Origin of the sequence: Xanthomonas hortorum pv. pelargonii (assembly GCF_024499015.1) — a bacterium.
Classification (GTDB): domain Bacteria; phylum Pseudomonadota; class Gammaproteobacteria; order Xanthomonadales; family Xanthomonadaceae; genus Xanthomonas; species Xanthomonas hortorum_B.
Genome location: NZ_CP098604.1, coordinates 339986 through 357746, shown reverse-complemented (window position 1 = coordinate 357746; position 17761 = coordinate 339986). Strand labels below are relative to the sequence as shown.

The 17761-nt window shown below is 63.7% G+C and carries 17 protein-coding genes and 1 tRNA gene; 17 read left to right on the top strand and 1 reads right to left on the bottom strand.

Annotated elements, in window-relative coordinates:
• Window positions 1-105: 105 nt before the first annotated feature.
• The 6 genes from glmM to NDY25_RS01585 all read left to right on the top strand — a co-directional run bounded on the left by glmM (window position 106) and on the right by NDY25_RS01585 (window position 7094).
• Window positions 106-1455: a phosphoglucosamine mutase gene (gene glmM / locus NDY25_RS01610; protein ID WP_256627726.1), complete on the top strand. Its 1350-nt coding sequence runs from the start codon at window positions 106-108 to the stop codon at window positions 1453-1455.
• A gap of 124 nt (window positions 1456-1579) precedes the next feature.
• Entirely contained in the window at window positions 1580-2518 is a 939-nt protein-coding gene (locus NDY25_RS01605) for an isopenicillin N synthase family dioxygenase (protein ID WP_168957718.1), read from the top strand.
• 205 nt (window positions 2519-2723) lie between these two features.
• Window positions 2724-3413 carry a methylamine utilization protein gene (locus tag NDY25_RS01600; protein WP_168957717.1) on the top strand — a complete coding sequence of 230 codons (690 nt, stop codon included), beginning with the start codon at window positions 2724-2726 and terminating at the stop codon, window positions 3411-3413.
• Window positions 3410-5794: a putative bifunctional diguanylate cyclase/phosphodiesterase gene (locus NDY25_RS01595; RefSeq protein ID WP_168957716.1), complete on the top strand. Its 2385-nt coding sequence runs from the start codon at window positions 3410-3412 to the stop codon at window positions 5792-5794. The genes NDY25_RS01600 and NDY25_RS01595 overlap by 4 nt, the downstream gene beginning before the upstream one ends.
• Complete coding sequence (locus NDY25_RS01590; protein ID WP_168957715.1) at window positions 5791-6666, top strand: DUF3034 family protein; 876 nt, start codon at window positions 5791-5793, stop codon at window positions 6664-6666. Before NDY25_RS01595 ends, NDY25_RS01590 begins: the two co-directional genes overlap by 4 nt.
• Entirely contained in the window at window positions 6666-7094 is a 429-nt protein-coding gene (locus NDY25_RS01585) for a group I truncated hemoglobin (protein ID WP_168957714.1), read from the top strand. The genes NDY25_RS01590 and NDY25_RS01585 overlap by 1 nt, the downstream gene beginning before the upstream one ends.
• A 72-nt stretch (window positions 7095-7166) precedes the next feature.
• Here the strand turns inward: NDY25_RS01585 and NDY25_RS01580 are convergent, their stop codons facing one another.
• Window positions 7167-7967 (bottom strand): SDR family NAD(P)-dependent oxidoreductase, encoded by an 801-nt coding sequence (locus NDY25_RS01580; protein ID WP_256627725.1) that lies wholly within the window; start codon window positions 7965-7967, stop codon window positions 7167-7169.
• Window positions 7968-8079: 112 nt separating this feature from the next.
• On the opposite strand from NDY25_RS01580, the gene tpiA reads away from it, so the two are divergent.
• From tpiA to nuoH, 11 genes are all read left to right on the top strand, one after another.
• Entirely contained in the window at window positions 8080-8835 is a 756-nt protein-coding gene (gene tpiA / locus NDY25_RS01575; RefSeq protein ID WP_168957712.1) for a triose-phosphate isomerase, read from the top strand.
• Window positions 8836-8868: 33 nt separating this feature from the next.
• Window positions 8869-9342, top strand: coding sequence for a preprotein translocase subunit SecG (gene secG / locus NDY25_RS01570; protein WP_023904461.1), 474 nt, complete (start codon window positions 8869-8871; stop codon window positions 9340-9342).
• A gap of 49 nt (window positions 9343-9391) precedes the next feature.
• A tRNA-Leu gene (locus NDY25_RS01565) sits at window positions 9392-9476 on the top strand.
• Window positions 9477-9582: 106 nt separating this feature from the next.
• Window positions 9583-9939, top strand: coding sequence for an NADH-quinone oxidoreductase subunit A (locus tag NDY25_RS01560; protein ID WP_006450567.1), 357 nt, complete (start codon window positions 9583-9585; stop codon window positions 9937-9939).
• Window positions 9930-10484 carry a NuoB/complex I 20 kDa subunit family protein gene (locus NDY25_RS01555; protein ID WP_006450566.1) on the top strand — a complete coding sequence of 185 codons (555 nt, stop codon included), beginning with the start codon at window positions 9930-9932 and terminating at the stop codon, window positions 10482-10484. The genes NDY25_RS01560 and NDY25_RS01555 overlap by 10 nt, the downstream gene beginning before the upstream one ends.
• A gap of 36 nt (window positions 10485-10520) precedes the next feature.
• On the top strand, window positions 10521-11273 hold the full coding sequence (locus tag NDY25_RS01550; protein ID WP_168957711.1) for an NADH-quinone oxidoreductase subunit C: 753 nt from the start codon (window positions 10521-10523) through the stop codon (window positions 11271-11273).
• Window positions 11270-12577, top strand: a complete 1308-nt coding sequence (locus tag NDY25_RS01545; protein WP_023904458.1) for an NADH-quinone oxidoreductase subunit D — start codon at window positions 11270-11272, stop codon at window positions 12575-12577. The genes NDY25_RS01550 and NDY25_RS01545 overlap by 4 nt, the downstream gene beginning before the upstream one ends.
• The gene (nuoE, locus tag NDY25_RS01540; RefSeq protein ID WP_011037655.1) at window positions 12574-13101 is read left to right on the top strand and encodes an NADH-quinone oxidoreductase subunit NuoE; all 528 of its coding nucleotides are present in this window, start codon (window positions 12574-12576) and stop codon (window positions 13099-13101) included. Before NDY25_RS01545 ends, nuoE begins: the two co-directional genes overlap by 4 nt.
• 3 nt (window positions 13102-13104) lie before the next feature.
• Window positions 13105-14439, top strand: a complete 1335-nt coding sequence (nuoF, locus tag NDY25_RS01535; protein ID WP_023904457.1) for an NADH-quinone oxidoreductase subunit NuoF — start codon at window positions 13105-13107, stop codon at window positions 14437-14439.
• Complete coding sequence (nuoG, locus tag NDY25_RS01530; protein ID WP_168957710.1) at window positions 14436-16670, top strand: NADH-quinone oxidoreductase subunit NuoG; 2235 nt, start codon at window positions 14436-14438, stop codon at window positions 16668-16670. The genes nuoF and nuoG overlap by 4 nt, the downstream gene beginning before the upstream one ends.
• On the top strand, window positions 16667-17761 hold the full coding sequence (gene nuoH / locus NDY25_RS01525; protein ID WP_168957709.1) for an NADH-quinone oxidoreductase subunit NuoH: 1095 nt from the start codon (window positions 16667-16669) through the stop codon (window positions 17759-17761). The genes nuoG and nuoH overlap by 4 nt, the downstream gene beginning before the upstream one ends.

Genomic DNA, 17761 nt, shown 5'->3' with positions numbered 1-17761 from the left:
CCCCGGGAAAAACGTGGTCTGCGACCTGTGGACTTCCGTCGATGGCTGCTCCTTCCAGGCCCCTGCTCCCTGGCCGCAGGTCCCGACGCTTCCGGTCACGGCTCCATGAGCGCCCGCAAGTATTTCGGCACCGACGGCATCCGCGGTCGGGTCGGGCAGGGCGTGATCTCGGCCGATTTCGTGCTGCGGCTGGGCAACGCGCTCGGTCGCGTGCTCACCCAGGGCCGCAGCAAGCGCCCACTGGTGTTGATCGGCAAGGACACCCGCATTTCCGGCTATATGTTCGAAGCCGCACTGGAAGCCGGCCTGGTCGCTGCCGGCGCAGACGTGCAGCTGATCGGTCCGATGCCGACCCCGGCCATCGCGTTCCTGACCAACACGCTGCGCGCCGATGCCGGCGTGGTGATCAGTGCCTCGCACAATCCGCATTACGACAACGGCATCAAGTTCTTTTCCGCCGAAGGCGAAAAGCTCGACGACGCCACCGAAGCGGCGATCGAAGCCGCGCTCGACGAGCCGTTCCACACCGTGGAATCGGAGCGTCTGGGCAAGGCGATCCGCACGCGCGATGCGATCGGCCGTTACATCGAATTCTGCAAGGCCAGCGTGGCGCGCGGCTTCACCCTGCATGGCTTGCGGATGGTGCTGGATTGCGCGCATGGGGCCACGTATCACATCGCGCCGATGCTGTTCCGCGAGCTGGGTGCGGACGTGGTGGTCATCGGTGCCGCACCGGACGGGCTCAATATCAATGACGGCGTCGGCTCCACGCATATCGATAATCTCGCCGCCAAGGTGCGCGAGAGCGGTGCGCAGTTGGGCATCGCCTTCGATGGCGACGGCGATCGCGTGCTGATGGCCGACGACCAGGGCAACCCGGTCGATGGCGACGATCTGCTCTATGTGCTTGCGCGTTCCTGGCAGGCCAGCGGCCGGCTCACCGGCACCGTGGTTGGCACGCTGATGACCAACTACGGCCTGGAACAGGCGCTGGCTGGATTGAGCATCCCGTTCCAGCGCGCCAAGGTCGGCGACCGTTACGTGCACCAGGCGTTGGTGGAAGGTGGCGGCACGCTGGGTGGCGAGACCTCCGGCCATCTGTTGTGCCTGGACCGCGCCACCACCGGCGATGGCATCGTCAGCGCGCTGCAGGTCCCTGAGGCACTGGGGCGCGATGGACAGAGCCTGCGCCAGGCCTTGAGCAGCCTGAGCAAGGTGCCGCAGAAAACAATCAACGTGCGTCTGGATGGCGGCGCTGCCAAAGCGATTGTGGAAGCCGCCGGTGTGCAGCAGGCGCTGCAGCAGGCGCAAGCCGCCGTGCAGGGGCGTGGCCGCGCGTTTCTGCGTCCTTCCGGCACCGAGCCGGTGGTGCGCGTGACGGTGGAAGCCGACGACGCTGGCCTGATGCAGGACACGCTGGACAGACTCTCTGGTGCCGTGCGTGACGCGGCGTGAGTCGCTGATCATTGGCGTGTGCGTGGTCTTTGCCAAGGCCGCGACGTTTTACCTGTTGTATCGCCTGCTGTCCTGAACAGCAGGCCTTCCTTTTGACTCCTCGACTTCGACTGCAGATATCCGTATGAGCGCCCGCATCCCGACCCTGGACATCACCCGTTTCGACAGCGACCGCGACGCCTTCGTCGCCGAGCTTGGTGCGGCCTATCGGCAGTGGGGCTTTGCCGGCATCCGCAATCACGGCATTGCGCAGGCCGATATCGATGGCGCCTACGAGGTGTTCAAGGCGTTCTTCGCACTGCCGGAAGAGGTAAAGCAGCGCTACCACGTCAAAGGCAGCGGTGGCGCGCGCGGCTACACCGCGTTCGGTGTGGAAACGGCCAAGGATTCCAAGCATTTCGATCTGAAGGAGTTCTGGCATATCGGCCGCGAGATTCCGGACGATTCGCCGTATCGCGAGGTAATGACGCCGAACCTGTGGCCCGAAGAGGTGCCCGGTTTCCGCGAACCCGGTTACCGCCTGTACCAGCAGCTCGATCACCTGGGCTCGCGCGTGCTGTCCTCGCTGGCGCTGCATATCGGCCTGCCGCAGGACTATTTCGTCGACAAGACCCACAACGGCAATTCGATCCTGCGGCCGATCCACTACCCGCCGATCACCAGCGACGACATCCCCAACGTGCGTGCCGGCGCGCATGGCGACATCAACTTCATCACCTTGCTGGTCGGTGCCAGCGCGGCCGGTCTAGAAGTGCGTTCCAACGATGGCGAGTGGGTGCCATTCACAGCGGATGCCGACACCATCGTGGTCAATATCGGCGACATGCTGCAACGCCTGACCAACCATGTGTACCCGTCCACCATCCATCGCGTGGTCAATCCGCCGGGCGAAGCAGCGCGCAAGCCGCGTTACTCGGTGCCGTTCTTTCTACACCCGAATCCGGACTTCCTGATCGACGTGCTGCCTTCGTGCATCACTGCCGAAAACCCGAGTCGCTATCCCGAGCCGATCACCGCACACGGCTTCCTGGAAGAGCGTCTGCGCGAGATCAAGCTGAAGTAATCCAGCACGCGGTCCCTATCAGCGCGCGCAGCGAATAGCCGCGCTCGCAACACGGGTAATGACGGACACCACAGTTCTGTTCAAAACATTCCGCTCGCGTCTGGTTAAAGCTTGCGTTCACCTCAGCCGATAACTCAGTCTGATCGCTAGCGCGACGTCGGATTCGCCTGGCGCCCGCTGCCGATTGCACTAGGCTGGGGGCAGCATGCGGACGAAATGGTTCAAACCGATAGGTGTCGTTTCGCTATTGCTGGCGTACTGCGCCGCAAGCGCTGTGGTGGCAACGCCGGTCAGCGTGACCGTGGCCGATGCCAACGGCATGTTGGTCGATGCGGTGGTCAGTCTGGAGCCGGCGCGCCCCGCGCCACCCACTGCTTCCAAGACTGCGGAAATGGATCAGGTCAATTCGCAGTTCGTGCCCGCCGTCCTAGCGGTGCGCACCGGCACCTTGGTGCGCTTTCCGAATAACGATCAGATCCGCCATCAGGTCTATTCTTTTTCGCCTGCCAAGCGTTTCGAATTGCCGCTGTTTCAGGGTACCAAGGCCACGCCGATCCGCTTCGATCAGGCGGGCCTGGTGACCATTGGCTGCAACATTCACGACTGGATGCTTGGCTATATCGTCGTGCTGGAGACGCCGTATTTCGGCAAGACCGGCAGCGACGGCCGCGTGCAACTGGATGCACCGGCAGGCACCTACACGCTGCGGGTCTGGCACCCGCGCATCAAGGGCGCCGTGGTCACCGAGCCGTTGCTGCTTGCGCGCGATGCAGTGCAGCGCCGCGTGACCCTGCAGACCACCGGCGCCGCGCCGATGGCGGCACCACCGGATGAGCGCGTGCGCGCGCTGCAGGACAAATTTCGTCGCGCCGACCCGAAGAAGCCGCATCCATGAAGGCGATGCGCCTGCATACCCGCATCGCGGCCTTGGTGGTGCTGGTCGTGCTCGCCACGCAAACGCTGACCTTCATCGCGGTGCAGGTCGCCACCGAGCGCAGCGTCAAGGCGCAGCTCGGCGAAGAACTGCAGATCGGCGAACGCGTCTGGCAACGCATCAATGTGCGCCGCGATGAGCAACTGCTGCAGTCGGCCTCGGTGCTGGCCGACGATTTCGGTTTCCGTGCGGCGGTGGCCAGTGGCGACGTGCCGACCATGCAGTCGGCATTGCGCAACCATGCCGCGCGCATGTCGGCGCAGACCGCGGTGCTGTTGTCGCCGGATGGCGAATTCCTGACCGGGCTGGCAGATCTGCCGCAAGCCGAGCAATTGCGCGCCGTGCAGGCCCTGCTGCAACAGGCACAGCGCGACGGGCACGCGGTCGGGGTGGTGGCACTGGATCAACGCATCGTGCGGCTGGCGGTGGTGCAGGTGCTGGCGCCGAACCGGGTGGGCTGGATCGCGATCGGCAACGAGTCCGGCGATGGGCTTGCGCAGGACTTTCGTACCACCACCGGGCTGGATGCGACCTTTTTCACCGATGGCCCGCCGGTGCGCGTACTGGCCTCCACCCTGGAGCCGGCTGCGCGCGCCGAGTTCCCGCAGCAGCTGCCCGCCGCCGAAGCGGGGCAGGGCGAAGCGATCCCGCTGACGCTGGCCGACGCACGTTACCTGGTCAAACTGCAATCGATCCAGGGCGACAGTCATGTGCGGGTCGCCTTGCAGGCCTCGCTGGATCGTGCGGTCGCACCGTACCGCATCCTCAAGCTGCGCATTCTGTTGTTGGCCGGTCTGGCCACGGCCGCCGCACTCGGTGTGGCGATTTTTCTCGCGCGCAGCGTCAGCAAGCCGGTCGCGCAGTTGGTGCAGGCAGCACGACGCATCCAGCGCGGCGATTACCACACCGCGGTGCAGGTGCCGCCCGGACGCGAACTGGCCGAGCTGGCCGACAGCTTCGGGCGCATGCAGCAGCAGATCGCCAGCCGCGAGCAGCACATCCTGCATCAGGCGCGCCACGATGCCTTGACCGGCCTGCCCAATCGCATCTGGCTGCTGGAGCGGCTGCAACAGGTGGTCGACCAGACCGTGGCCTCCGGCGGTACGGCCGCCGTGCTGATCCTGGATCTGGAGCGCTTCAAGGAACTCAACGACAGCCTGGGGCACGACTTCGCTGATCAGGTGCTGGTCGAAGCAGGGCGCCGCCTTGCCGAGGTCGTGCAGGAGCCCAATGTGGTCGGGCGGCTAGGCAGCGACGAATTCATGGTGGTGGTGGCGCAGGCCGATATGACCAGCGTGCAGCAGGATGCGCAACGATTGCTGCTGCAGCTGCGTCGCCCACTGGCGTTGCCGCAGGCGCGCATCCAGCTGGAAGCCAGCATCGGCATCGCCTTGATCCCCGAACACGGCGCCGATCCGGATACCTTGCTGCGGCGCGCCGATATCGCACGTCGCCAGGGCGGCAATGTCATCACCATCGGTGCCAGCAGCGTGTATCGCCTGGGCCAGGACGAGCAGCATCTGCGTCGTCTAAGGCTCACTGGCGATCTGCGCCAGGCGATTGCCAGCAACGAACTGACCTTGCGCTTCCAGCCCAAGATCTGCCTGCGCAGCGATCGCGTCGAACAGGTCGAGGTGCTGGTGCGCTGGCATCACCCGGTGCTGGGGCCGATCGGCCCGGACGAATTCATTCCGCTCGCCGAGCACTCCGGGGTGATCCACCCGCTGACCCGCTATGTGCTGGACGAGGCGCTGCGGTGCCAGGCGCAATGGCGCAGCCAGGGCCTGGAGCTGGGCATGGCGATCAATCTCTCTGCGCTCGATCTGTCCGACCCCGGCCTGCCGGATTATGTGCGCGGTCGTCTGGAGCATCACGCGGTGGCGGCCGAGCGGGTCACGCTGGAATTGACCGAAAGCGCCTTGATGCGCGATGTCGAATTCGCGCTGCACATGCTGCATCAGCTGCGCAGCGTCGGCGTGCGCCTGTCCATCGACGACTTCGGCACCGGCTATTCCTCGCTGGCGCAGCTCAAGCGCATGCCGGTCAACGAATTGAAGATCGACAAGAGTTTCGTCATGCAATTGGCCGAAGGCACCGACGATGCATTCATCGTGCGCAGCACGATCGATTTGGGGCATAACCTCGGCTTGAGCGTGATCGCCGAAGGCGTGGAAAACGCCACAGCGCTCGGGCTGCTGCGCAGTTATGGCTGCGACATGGTGCAGGGCTATCTTTACGCGCCGCCGCTGGAAGAAGTGCCGTTTGTGGCCTGGTGCATGCGTCAACTCGATCTGGGTCAACTCGATCTGGTGCCGGCCGCGCAAGCAGGAGCGCAACGATGAGCAAGTGGGTGCGGGCTGCGCGGTCTGCTGCAGTATTGGGTTGTTTGGCGCTCACGCCGACACTGGCGATCGCTGGAGAAGGGCGTCTGCTTGCCACCGGCGGCGTGTCGATGATCGAAGGCAGCAGCGGCGGAGGCATCGTGCCGTGGGCCACGCTATCGGGCTACGGCACGCGCGATGAACTTGCCACCGTCGTGTTCGCCACCCACGTGGACAGCGGCGATTACCGATTGGATGTGCAGGGCGCCGCGCTCACCGTCGGCAATCGGCTGGAACTCTCGCTCGCGCGGCAACGCCTGGATCTGGGCACGTTGCAGGACCGATTGGGCTTGCCATGGAATGCGCTGGGTCAGGACGTGTTCGGCGCAAAGCTGCGCTTGCAGGGCGACCTCGTGTACGGGAGCGCGCCGCAAGTCAGTCTGGGCATGCAATACAGGCGTTTGCGCAACGGCACGCTGCCCCTGGCGATCGGTGCGCGCGACGACCACGGCACCGATGTGTACGTCAGTGCCAGCCGGCTGTTTCTGCAAGGCGTTGGCGGTTATCAGCTGTTGCTCAACGGCACCCTGCGCGCCACCCGCGCCAATCAGACCGGCTTGCTCGGCTTCGGCGGCGATCGTCGCAACAGCTACCGGCTGGTGGCCGAGGCCAGCGCTGCGGTAATGCTGTTGCCCTCCCTGGCAGTGGGCGTGGAATACCGAGACAAACCCGATAACCTGGGCTTCGCGCGCGAACAGGCCTGGGCAGACGCATTCGTCGCCTGGTTTCCCAGCAAGCATGTGTCGTTCACCGCGGCCTGGGCAGACCTTGGCGACATCGCCACGCTCGCCGATCAACGTGGTCCCTATCTTTCCTTGCAGGTGGCGTTCTGATGAACCGATGGCTGCGCTGCTGCCTGCTTTGCGTGCTGGGCGTGGTGAGCGCCTGCGCCACCACGCAACCGCGCCAGACGCTCTACGACGAACTCGGCGGGCAAGCCGGGATCGAGGCGCTGGTGGAAACCATGCTCTCGCGCATTGCCGACGATCAACGCATCGTCGATCAATTCGCGCGCGTCAATATCGTCATGCTCAACGAGCGTCTGGTGCAGAAATTCTGCCAAGTCAGCGACGGGCCATGCCCGGATACCGCCAAGTCGATGAAACAGGCGCATGCGCATCTGGCCATTCGCGAAGGCGACTTCAATGCCTTGGTCGAGGATCTGAACTGGGCGATGGATCAGCGCAAGATTCCGCGCCGCACGCAGAATCGCTTGCTCGCACGACTGGCGGCAATGCACGGCGACATCGTCAATCACTGACATCCCGTGTGGGTATGGTCATGCGGTCGTGCAGAGCCGTACGCACCTACGCTGATCCACCGCCCAGTCGCCTCAATCCAGCGGGCGCACCCGATGCGATCCTCGCGCCATCAGGCGCAATGCAAGCGCATGCGGCAGCAATCGTAACCCGGCATTGGCCAGGCGATAGCGCCAGCCCGGCACTGCCAGCACCTGTCCGCGCTCCAGTGCTTCGATGCCGTATTCGGCCACGGCATCGGCCTGCAGCCACGCCCAGCGGGGCGGGGTGGACATCTGCTCGCGTGTGCCAGTGATGTCGTGAAATTCCGACCACGCAAAGCCCGGGCACAGCGCGCAGACCCTCACTGCACAATCGGCGTTTTCCAGCGCCAGCGATTCGCTGAAGCGCAGCAGGAAGCTCTTGCTTGCCGCATACAGCGTTTGCCCGTCTGCGCTGGGCGTCAGCGCGGCAAACGAGGCCACGTTGAGAATGCGGCCCTGGCCACTGGCGCGGATCATCGGCAACAACCGCCAGGTCAGCTCGCACACCGCGCCCACCATCACCTGCAGAAAGCGCGCATGCGTGGCCCAGTCGTTGTGCAGATAGCGGCCCGGCACACCGTAGCCGGCATTGTTGACCAGGGTGCTTACGGTCCAGCCATTACGCTGGATCTGCGCAACCAGCATCTCTACCGCCGCAGGGTTAGCCAGATCGGCAGGCAACACTTCCACCTGCACCGACGTCCTTAACTCGTCGGCCAGTGCTTCCAGCCTGTCCACCCGGCGCGCGGTCAGGATCAACGGCACGCCGCGCCTGGCGTAGGCGCGGGCAATCTCGCGGCCGATGCCGCTGGAGGCGCCGGTGACCAGCGCGAAGACAGGCGAAACGGACATGGCAGGTTCCTGCTGAAGAGGGGATGGGACAGGCAATGGACAGAAGTGTGCCGGCTGCCGACAGGGCATGGGCTATTCTGTCGCCTCTCTTCCACTCAGGAACCTGCGCCTGATGCGTCGAAAACTCGTTGCCGGAAATTGGAAGCTGCATGGCAGCCGCGCCTTCGCCACCGAACTGGTGGCCCAGATCGCCGCGCACATGCCCCTGGAGGGTGTCGATGTCGTCATCCTGCCGCCACTGCCTTACCTCGGCGATCTGATCGAGGATTTCGAGGAGCATCACCTGTGCTTTGGTGCGCAGGACGTCAGCAGTAACGAGAAGGGCGCCTACACCGGCGAGGTCTCGGCCACGATGTTGGTCGATGTCGGCGCCGAGTACGGGCTGGTCGGGCACTCCGAACGTCGCCAGTACCATCAAGAGAGCAGTGAGCTGGTGGCGCGTAAGTTCGCGGCCGCCATGCATGCCGGGTTGATCCCGGTGCTGTGCGTCGGCGAATCGTTGGAGCAGCGCGAAGCGGGCCAGACCGAGGCGGTGCTGCGCGCTCAGCTCGAGCCGGTGCTGGCCCTGGTCGGCAGCGAAGGCTTTACGCGCGCCGTGCTTGCGTATGAACCGATCTGGGCCATTGGTACCGGCCGCACTGCCAGCCCGGAGCAGGCCCAGGCTGTGCACGCCTTCCTGCGTGGCGAAGTCGCAAAGGCGGATGCTAGAATTGCTGATTCGCTGCCCATCGTGTACGGGGGCAGTGTCAAGCCCGACAACGCCAACGAGCTGTTCGCACAGCCCGATGTCGACGGCGGGCTGGTCGGAGGCGCATCACTGGTCGCCGAAGATTTCCTGGCCATCGCACGTGCGGCGGCCGCTTGTTAACCCATTAAGTTTTGTCCGGGGACGGATTTCGAAATGCTGATGTTGATCCTCAATGTGGTCTACGTGCTGGTCGCGCTGGCGATGATTGCGCTGATCCTGATGCAGCGTGGCGCGGGTGCGGCAGCGGGCTCCGGTTTCGGTGCTGGTGCCTCGGGTACCGTGTTTGGTTCGCAGGGTGCGTCGAACTTCCTGTCCAAGTCGACCAAATGGCTGGCGGTGGTGTTTTTCAGCATCAGCCTGTTCATGGCGTGGTATGCGACCCATGGCGCGCGTCCCACCGATCAGAATCTTGGCGTGATGTCGCAGTCGGCTACCCCGGCACCGGCCGCCGCCGGCGAGCTGACTCAGCCGTTGCCGCAGGCACCAGCCGCCGGCGCAGTGCCCACCGCTCCGTCGCAGCCATCGCCTGCCGCTGTTCCGGCCGCAGCGCCAGCGCAGTCCGCACCGGCGCAGCAAGCGCCCGCGGCACGCGAAGAAAACGCTTCAGAACCAGCACAAAAACGCTGAAGCCGGTTACAATACGCTGCGCACTGGGATGCCCAGCGGCGCAACGTATGCCCAGGTGGCGGAATTGGTAGACGCACTACCTTGAGGTGGTAGCGATTTAGGTCGTAGGGGTTCGAGTCCCCTCTTGGGCACCATTGTTTGGCTGCAGTTCCTGCGCATCGTGGTAATGCCACGCGCGGGTCCTGCTTATACCCCATGCCGGCACGCGGCGCGTGCGGGCAAAGGCAAGAGAGAATCGCTGTGCTGGCCGAATATTTGCCGAGTCTGCTGTTTCTGATCGTCGCCACCGGTATCGGCATCACATTGATGTTGATCGGCCGGTTCCTCGGTCCGCGTAGCCCCGATGCACGCAAGCTCTCGCCGTACGAGTGTGGCTTCGAGGCATTCGAAGACGCGCGCATGAAGTTCGACGTGCGCTACTACCTGATCGCGATCCAGTTCATCGTGTTCGATCTGGAAATCATCTTCATCGTGCCGTGGACGCAGGTGTTCATGGAGATCGGCGCACGTTCGTTGGTCACCATGGGGCTGTTCGTCGGCATGTTGTTCCTCGGTTTTATCTACGTCTGGAAGAAGGGAGCGTTGGAATGGGAGTGATTCAGACCCTCGATCGTCTGATGACCAATCCGATGCCGGAAGGTCGGTTGGACGACATCCTGCGCCCGGAAGGCGAGAACCCGCTGCTCGAAAAGGGCTACGTGACCACCAGCGTGGATGCGCTGTTGAATTGGGCGCGTACCGGTTCGATGTGGCCGATGACTTTCGGTCTGGCCTGCTGTGCGGTCGAGATGATGCATGCCGGCGCGGCGCGCCTGGATCTGGACCGTTACGGCGTGGTGTTTCGCCCGTCGCCGCGCCAGTCCGACGTGATGATCGTGGCCGGCACGCTGGTCAACAAGATGGCGCCAGCGCTGCGCAAGGTCTATGACCAGATGCCGGATCCCAAATGGGTCATCTCGATGGGCAGCTGCGCCAACGGCGGCGGCTATTACCATTATTCGTATTCGGTGGTGCGCGGTTGCGACCGCATCGTGCCGGTGGACATCTATGTCCCGGGCTGCCCGCCGACCGCCGAGGCGCTGGTCTACGGCATCTTGCAGCTGCAGAAGAAGATCTGGCGTACCCAGACGATCGCGCGCTGATACCCGTCTTCTTCTACCGAGAGCAGCCAAGCCCCCATGGCAGAGCAAGCATCCTCCTTCACTGACCGACTTGCGGCACGTTTCGCCGGTGCGCAGATTGCCGTGGCCTTGCCGCGCGGCGAAGTGACGCTGGAAGTCGCTGCGGCCGATTGGCACGCCACCTGTCTGGCCTTGCGCGACGAGCTCGGTTTCGAGCAGTTGAGCGACCTGTGCGGCGTCGATCATCTGGGCTATGGCAGCGACGAGTGGGATACCGCCGACGTGTCGTCGCAGGGTTTCAGCCGCGGTGTCGAAGGCAAGGCGGTCGGGCGTTTCGCCTGGGGTGAATTTCCCAGCCAGGAAAGCTCCGATGGCGCCCACCCGCAGCACATGCCCAAGCAGCGTTTTGCGGTGGTCGCCCAGCTGATGTCCTACCAGCACAACCAGCGTCTGCGCGTGCGTTGCTACGCCCCGGACGAGCAGGTGCCGGTGGTGGCCTCCTTGACCGATATCTGGCCGGGCGTGAACTGGTTCGAGCGCGAGGCGTTCGACCTGTTCGGCATCGTGTTCGACGGTCACCCGGATCTGCGCCGCATCCTGACTGACTACGGATTCGTCGGCCATCCGTTCCGCAAGGATTTCCCGCTGATCGGCAACGTCGAAGTACGTTACGACGAAGAGAAAAAGCGCGTGGTGTACGAGCCGGTCACCTCGGTCGAGCCGCGCGTCGGCGTGCCGCGCGTGATTCGCGACGATGCCCGTTATGAGACTGCCGCCGGTGAAGTGGGCAAGTCGGAGACTGCCAAGTGAGTGAGTTCCACCAGGCGACTGCCGCCTTCGCTAGCAATCCTGTCGAAAGCAAGCAGGAAATTCGCAATTACACGATGAACTTCGGCCCGCAGCATCCTGCGGCGCACGGCGTGCTGCGCTTGATCCTGGAAATGGACGGCGAAACCGTGGTGCGTGCCGATCCGCATATCGGCCTGCTGCACCGTGGCACCGAGAAGCTGGCCGAGTCCAAGCCGTTCAACCAGTCGGTTCCGTACATGGATCGTCTGGATTACGTGTCGATGATGTGCAACGAGCATGCTTACGTGCGCGCGATCGAGTCCCTGATGGGAATCGAAGTGCCCGAGCGTGCGCAGTACATCCGCACGATGTTCGACGAAATCACCCGCATCAAGAACCACCTGATGTGGCTCGGCTCCAACGCGCTCGATCTGGGTGCGATGGCGGTGATGCTGTATGCGTTCCGCGAGCGCGAAGAGTTGATGGACGTTTACGAGGCGGTCAGTGGCGCGCGCATGCACGCTGCCTACTATCGCCCCGGTGGCGTGTATCGCGATCTGCCCGATCGCATGCCCAAGTACAAGGAATCGCGTTGGCACAAGGGCGGGGCGCTGAAGAAGCTCAATGCCGCGCGCGAAGGCTCGATGCTGGATTTCCTCGAGGACTTCACCAATACGTTCCCGTCGCGTGTGGACGAGTACGAAACGCTGCTGACCGATAACCGTATCTGGAAGCAGCGCACCGTCGATGTCGGCATCATCAGCCCGGATCTGGCGCGTGCCTGGGGCATGACCGGCCCGATGCTGCGTGGCTCCGGTATCGAGTGGGATCTGCGCAAAAAGCAGCCGTATGCCAAGTACGACGCGGTGGATTTCGATATCCCGGTCGGCACCAACGGCGACTGCTACGACCGCTATCTGGTCCGTGTTGCCGAGATGCGTGAATCCAACCGCATCATCAAGCAGTGCGTGACCTGGCTGAAGGCCAATCCAGGCCCGGTGATGGTCACCAATTTCAAGGTCGCTCCGCCAAGCCGCGAAGGCATGAAGGACGACATGGAAGCGCTGATCCATCACTTCAAGCTGTTCAGTGAAGGCTATTGCGTGCCGGCTGGCGAGACCTATTGCGCCGTCGAAGCACCCAAGGGCGAGTTCGGCTGCTACCTGATGTCCGATGGCGCCAACAAGCCGTTCCGCCTGCATCTGCGCGCGCCGGGCTTTGCGCATCTGTCCTCGATGGACGCGGTGGTGCGGGGCTATTTGCTGGCCGACGTCGTGGCGATGATCGGTACTTACGATTTGGTTTTCGGTGAGGTTGACCGATGAAGGCGACGGGTAATTTCGAAGCGGCGCGCGACGTCGATCCGCAGGTAGTGCTGAGCGACAAGACGCGCGCGCACATCGATCATTGGCTGAGCAAGTTTCCGCCCGACCGCAAGCGGTCGGCGGTGCTGCAGGGCCTGCATGCTGCGCAAGAGCAGAACCAGGGCTGGCTCACCGATGAGTTGATCGTCGGCGTGGCCAAGTATCTGGAACTGCCGCCGGTGTGGGCCTACGAGGTCGCCAGCTTCTACTCGATGTTCGAGACTGAAAAGGTCGGCCGCCACAACGTGGCGTTCTGCACCAATATCAGCTGCTGGCTCAACGGCGCCGAGGATCTGCTGGCACACGCCGAGAAGAAACTGGGTTGCAAGCTGGGGCAGTCGACGGCCGATGGCCGGGTCTACCTCAAGCGCGAAGAAGAGTGCCTGGCGGCCTGCTCTGCAGCGCCGATGATGGTCATCAACGGCCATTACCACGAGCACCTGACGAAAGAGAAGGTCGACGCGCTGCTGGACGGGCTGGAGTAAGACATGGCACATCATCACGCACCCTCAGGCCCGGTCGGTCCGGCGCCGTTGCCGCATCAGGTCGTCTACACGACGCTGCACTACGACACCCCGTGGTCGTACGAGAGCTATCTCAAGACCGGTGGCTATGCCGCACTGCGCAAGATCCTCGAAGAGAAGATCGCGCCGGCCGACGTCATCGAGATGGTCAAGGCCTCCAATCTGCGTGGCCGTGGTGGCGCGGGCTTTCCGACCGGCTTGAAGTGGTCGTTCATGCCCAAGGGCACGATGCAGAAGTACATCCTGTGCAACTCGGACGAATCCGAGCCGGGCACCTGCAAGGACCGCGACATCCTGCGTTACAACCCGCATTCGGTGGTGGAAGGCATGGCAATCGCCTGCTACGCCACCGGTTCGACCGTGGGCTACAACTACCTGCGTGGCGAGTTCCATCACGAGCCGTTCGAAAACTTCGAGCTGGCGCTGGCCGATGCGTATGCCAATGGCTGGCTGGGCAAGAACATTCTCGGTAGCGGCGTGGATATCGATATCTACGGTGCGCTGGGTGCCGGCGCCTACATCTGCGGCGAAGAAACCGCATTGATGGAATCGCTGGAAGGCAAGAAGGGCCAGCCGCGTTACAAGCCGCCGTTCCCGGCGAACTTCGGCCTGTACGGCAAGCCGACCACCATCAACAACACCGAGACCTACGCGTCGGTGCCGGCGATCATTCGCAATGGCCCGGAGTGGTTTCTCGGTTTGAGCAAGACCAAGAACGGCGGCCCGAAGATCTTCTCGGTGTCCGGCTGCGTGCAGAAGGGCGGCAATTTCGAAGTGCCGCTCGGTACCACCTTCGACGAACTGCTGGAAATGGCCGGTGGCCTGCGTCCGGGCCGCACCCTCAAGGGCGTGGTGCCTGGCGGGGTGTCGATGCCGGTGCTGAAAGCCGACCAGGTCGCCGGCCTGCAGATGGATTACGACACCTTGCGCGCATTGGGGACCGGTCTGGGTTCGGGCGCGATCGTGGTGTTGGACGACAGTGTCTGCTGCGTGCGTTTTGCCTGCCGCATTTCGCAGTTCTTCCACAAGGAATCCTGCGGTCAGTGCACCCCGTGCCGCGAAGGCACCGGCTGGATGCACCGCGTGCTGGAGCGCATCGTCGCCGGCAAGGCCACGATGGAAGACCTGCACCAGTTGCGTACCGTTGCCGGCCAGATCGAAGGGCACACCATCTGTGCGTTCGGCGAAGCCGCGGCGTGGCCGATTCAAGGCTTCCTGCGCCAGTTCTGGGACGAGTTCGAGTACTACATCGTCAACGGTCGTTCGATCGTCGACACGCACGTCGGAGTGGCCGCATGAGCGCCCAACCAGTGAACCCGAACGTGCCACCGGATCACGTTACCGTCGAGATCGACGGGCAGAGTCTGGTGGTGCCGAAGGGTTCGATGATCATCCAGGCGGCCGACAAGGCCGGCATCCCGATCCCGCGCTTCTGCTATCACGAGAAGCTGCCGATCGCGGCCAACTGCCGCATGTGCCTGGTGGACGTCGAAAAATCCCCGAAGCCGTCGCCTGCTTGCGCCACTCCAGTGATGGACGGCATGAAGGTCACCACGCGTAGCGAAAAGGCGCTGAAGTACCAGCGCAGCGTGATGGAATTCTTGCTGATCAATCACCCGCTGGACTGTCCGATCTGCGATCAGGGCGGCGAGTGCGAGTTGCAGGACGTTTCGCTCGGTTACGGCCGTTCGGTCAGCCGCTTCAACGAGCGCAAGCGCGTGGTGCCCGACGAGGACATCGGTCCGCTGGTCGCCACCGAAATGACCCGCTGCATCCAGTGCACCCGTTGCGTGCGCTTCACTGCGGACATCGCCGGCACCTACGAGTTGGGTGGCATGTATCGCGGTGAAAACCTGCAGATCGGCACCTACGACGGCAAGCCGCTGACCACCGAAATTTCCGGCAATGTCATCGACGTGTGCCCGGTCGGCGCGCTGACCAACAAGGTGTTCCAATTCCGTGCCCGCCCGTGGGAGCTGATGGCGCGCGAATCGCTCGGCTATCACGATGCGATGGGCTCGAACCTGTTCCTGCACGTGCGTCGCGGCGAAGTGTTGCGTACCGTGCCGCGCGAGAACGAGGCGGTCAACGAGTGCTGGCTGTCCGATCGCGATCGTTATTCGCATCAGGGCCTGTATTCGGAAGACCGTGCGGTCAAGCCGCTGAAGAAGGTCAACGGTGAGTGGACCGAGGTGAGCTGGGCCGAAGGGCTGGCTGCCGCAACGCAAATCCTGCGTGACAATGCTGGAGATCAGCTCGGCGTACTGGTGCATCCGTCCACCTCCAACGAGGAAGGCGCGCTGCTCGCACGTCTGGCCGAAGGGCTGGGTAGCGGCAATCTGGATCACCGTTTGCTCAATCGCGATTTCTCCGATGCTGCGGTGGCCGAAGCGTTTGCTACGCCGTTGGCCGAGATCGAGCACGCCGATGTCGTGGTGCTGTTCGGCACCAACGTGCGTCACGAACTGCCGCTGCTGCATGCGCGTCTGCGCAAGGCCAGCATCCAGAACGGGACCAAGATCCATTCGGTCAACCCGGTCGATTTCGATTTTGCCTTTACCCAGGCGAGCCGCACCGTGGTCGCGCCGTCGAAACTGGCAGGTGCGCTCGACGATGCCGCGCTGCGCGATGCGGTCAAGGGCGCTACGCGTGCTGTGATCGTGGTTGGCGCACTGGCTGAAAATCATCCGCAGGCTGCCGCGTTGCGTGCCGCTGCACGCGATTTTGCCGCTGCAACTGGCGCTTCGCTGTGCCGTATTCCGCAGGGTGCCAATGCGGTCGGTCTGGTCTCGCAAGGTGTATTGCCGAGCGCACGCGATGTCGCCGGCATGCTGGCGCAGCCGCGTCAGGCGTATGTGTTGTACGGCATCGAGCCGGGTCTGGATTTCGCCGATGCAGCCGCCGCACGCAGCGCGCTGGCGGGTGCCAAAGTGGTGGCCTTCAGCCAGTTCGCCTGTGCTTCAACGCGCGATGTGGCCGATGTGATTTTGCCGATCGGCGCGTTGCCGGAAATCGACGCATCGCTGACCAATCTGGATGGTCGCGTGCAGACCGCCCGTGCCGCCGGCCGCTTGCCGGTGGAAGCGCGCGAAGGTTGGCGCGTGTTGCGTGCGCTCGGCGGCGAGCTGGGTCTGGCCGGTTTCGAATTCATCGATCTGGTCGGCCTGCGTGCCGGCATGCAGAACCGCAGCGTGACGCCTGCAGCATCGGCACAGTCGGCCGCAGCGAGCGACGGGCTGGAAGTGGCTGCGACCGCTGCGATCTATCGCACCGACGCCGTGGTACGTCGCGCCGCTGCACTGCAGTCGCATCCGCTCAACATCGCGCCATGCGTGGCGATGCATCCAGAGCAGGCTGCGCAGTTGCAGATTGGCGCAGGTCAGATGGTCAAGGTCGGTACCGATGCCGGTAAGGCAACGCTGCCGGTGGTGCTGGACAAGCGCGTCGCACCGGGCACGGTGTGGATCGAATCCGGCCATGGCGCGACCGCGCCGCTTGGTGCCGGTCGGGTAACGGTGGTGGCTGCATGAACGAATTGCTGTTGAATCTGGTCAATCCTTTGCACCAGTGGTTCGTCGGGCTGGGCGATGGTGGCGTGGTGTTGTGGACCGTGCTGAAGATCCTGCTGATCGCGGTGCCGGTGATCGTGGCGGTGGCGTTCTTTGTTGTCTGGGAGCGCAAGTTGATCGGTTGGATGCACGTACGCCACGGGCCGATGTACGTGGGCATGGGCATCTTTCAGGCCTTCGCCGACGTGTTCAAACTCCTGTTCAAGGAGATCGTGCAGCCGAGCAGCGCGCACAAGGCGATGTTCATCATCGCGCCGCTGCTGACGCTGGCGCCGGCCTTCGCGGCCTGGTCGGTGGTGCCGTTCGATGCACAGCTGGTGTTGTCCAACGCCAACGTCGGCTTGCTCTATCTGCTGGCGATGACCTCGCTGGGCGTGTACGGCATCATCCTGGCCGGCTGGGCCTCCAACTCCAAATACGCGTTTCTGGGTGCGATGCGCTCGGCCGCGCAGGTGGTCAGCTACGAAATCGCGATGGGCTTTGCGTTGGTCGGCGTGATGATCGCGTCGGGCAGCGTCAACCTGAGTCAGATCGTGTTTGCGCAGGGCGGTAGCTCGGGCGTAGGCGATTGGTTCCTGATCCCGCTGTTCCCGTTGTTCATCGTGTACTGGGTGTCCGGCGTCGCCGAGACCAATCGCGCGCCGTTCGACGTGGTGGAAGGCGAATCGGAAATCGTTGCCGGCCACATGGTGGAGTACTCGGGCGGTGCGTTCGCGCTGTTCTTCCTGGCCGAATACGCCAACATGATCCTGGTCAGCTTCCTGATCTCGATCTTCTTCCTTGGCGGCTGGTTGAGCCCATGGCCGCAGGCTTGGGGCAATCCGGATATCTCGCCGTGGATCGATTGGCTGTGGAAGGGCGGTTGGCCGTGGCTGCTGATGAAGGTGTTCTTCTTCGCCAGCGCCTATATCTGGTTCCGTGCCAGCTTCCCGCGCTATCGCTATGACCAGATCATGCGTCTGGGCTGGAAGGTGTTCATTCCGCTGACGATCGTGTGGATCGCAGTGACGGCGTTGATGGTGTTTTACGGCGTGATCCAGAAGGGCGTGTAA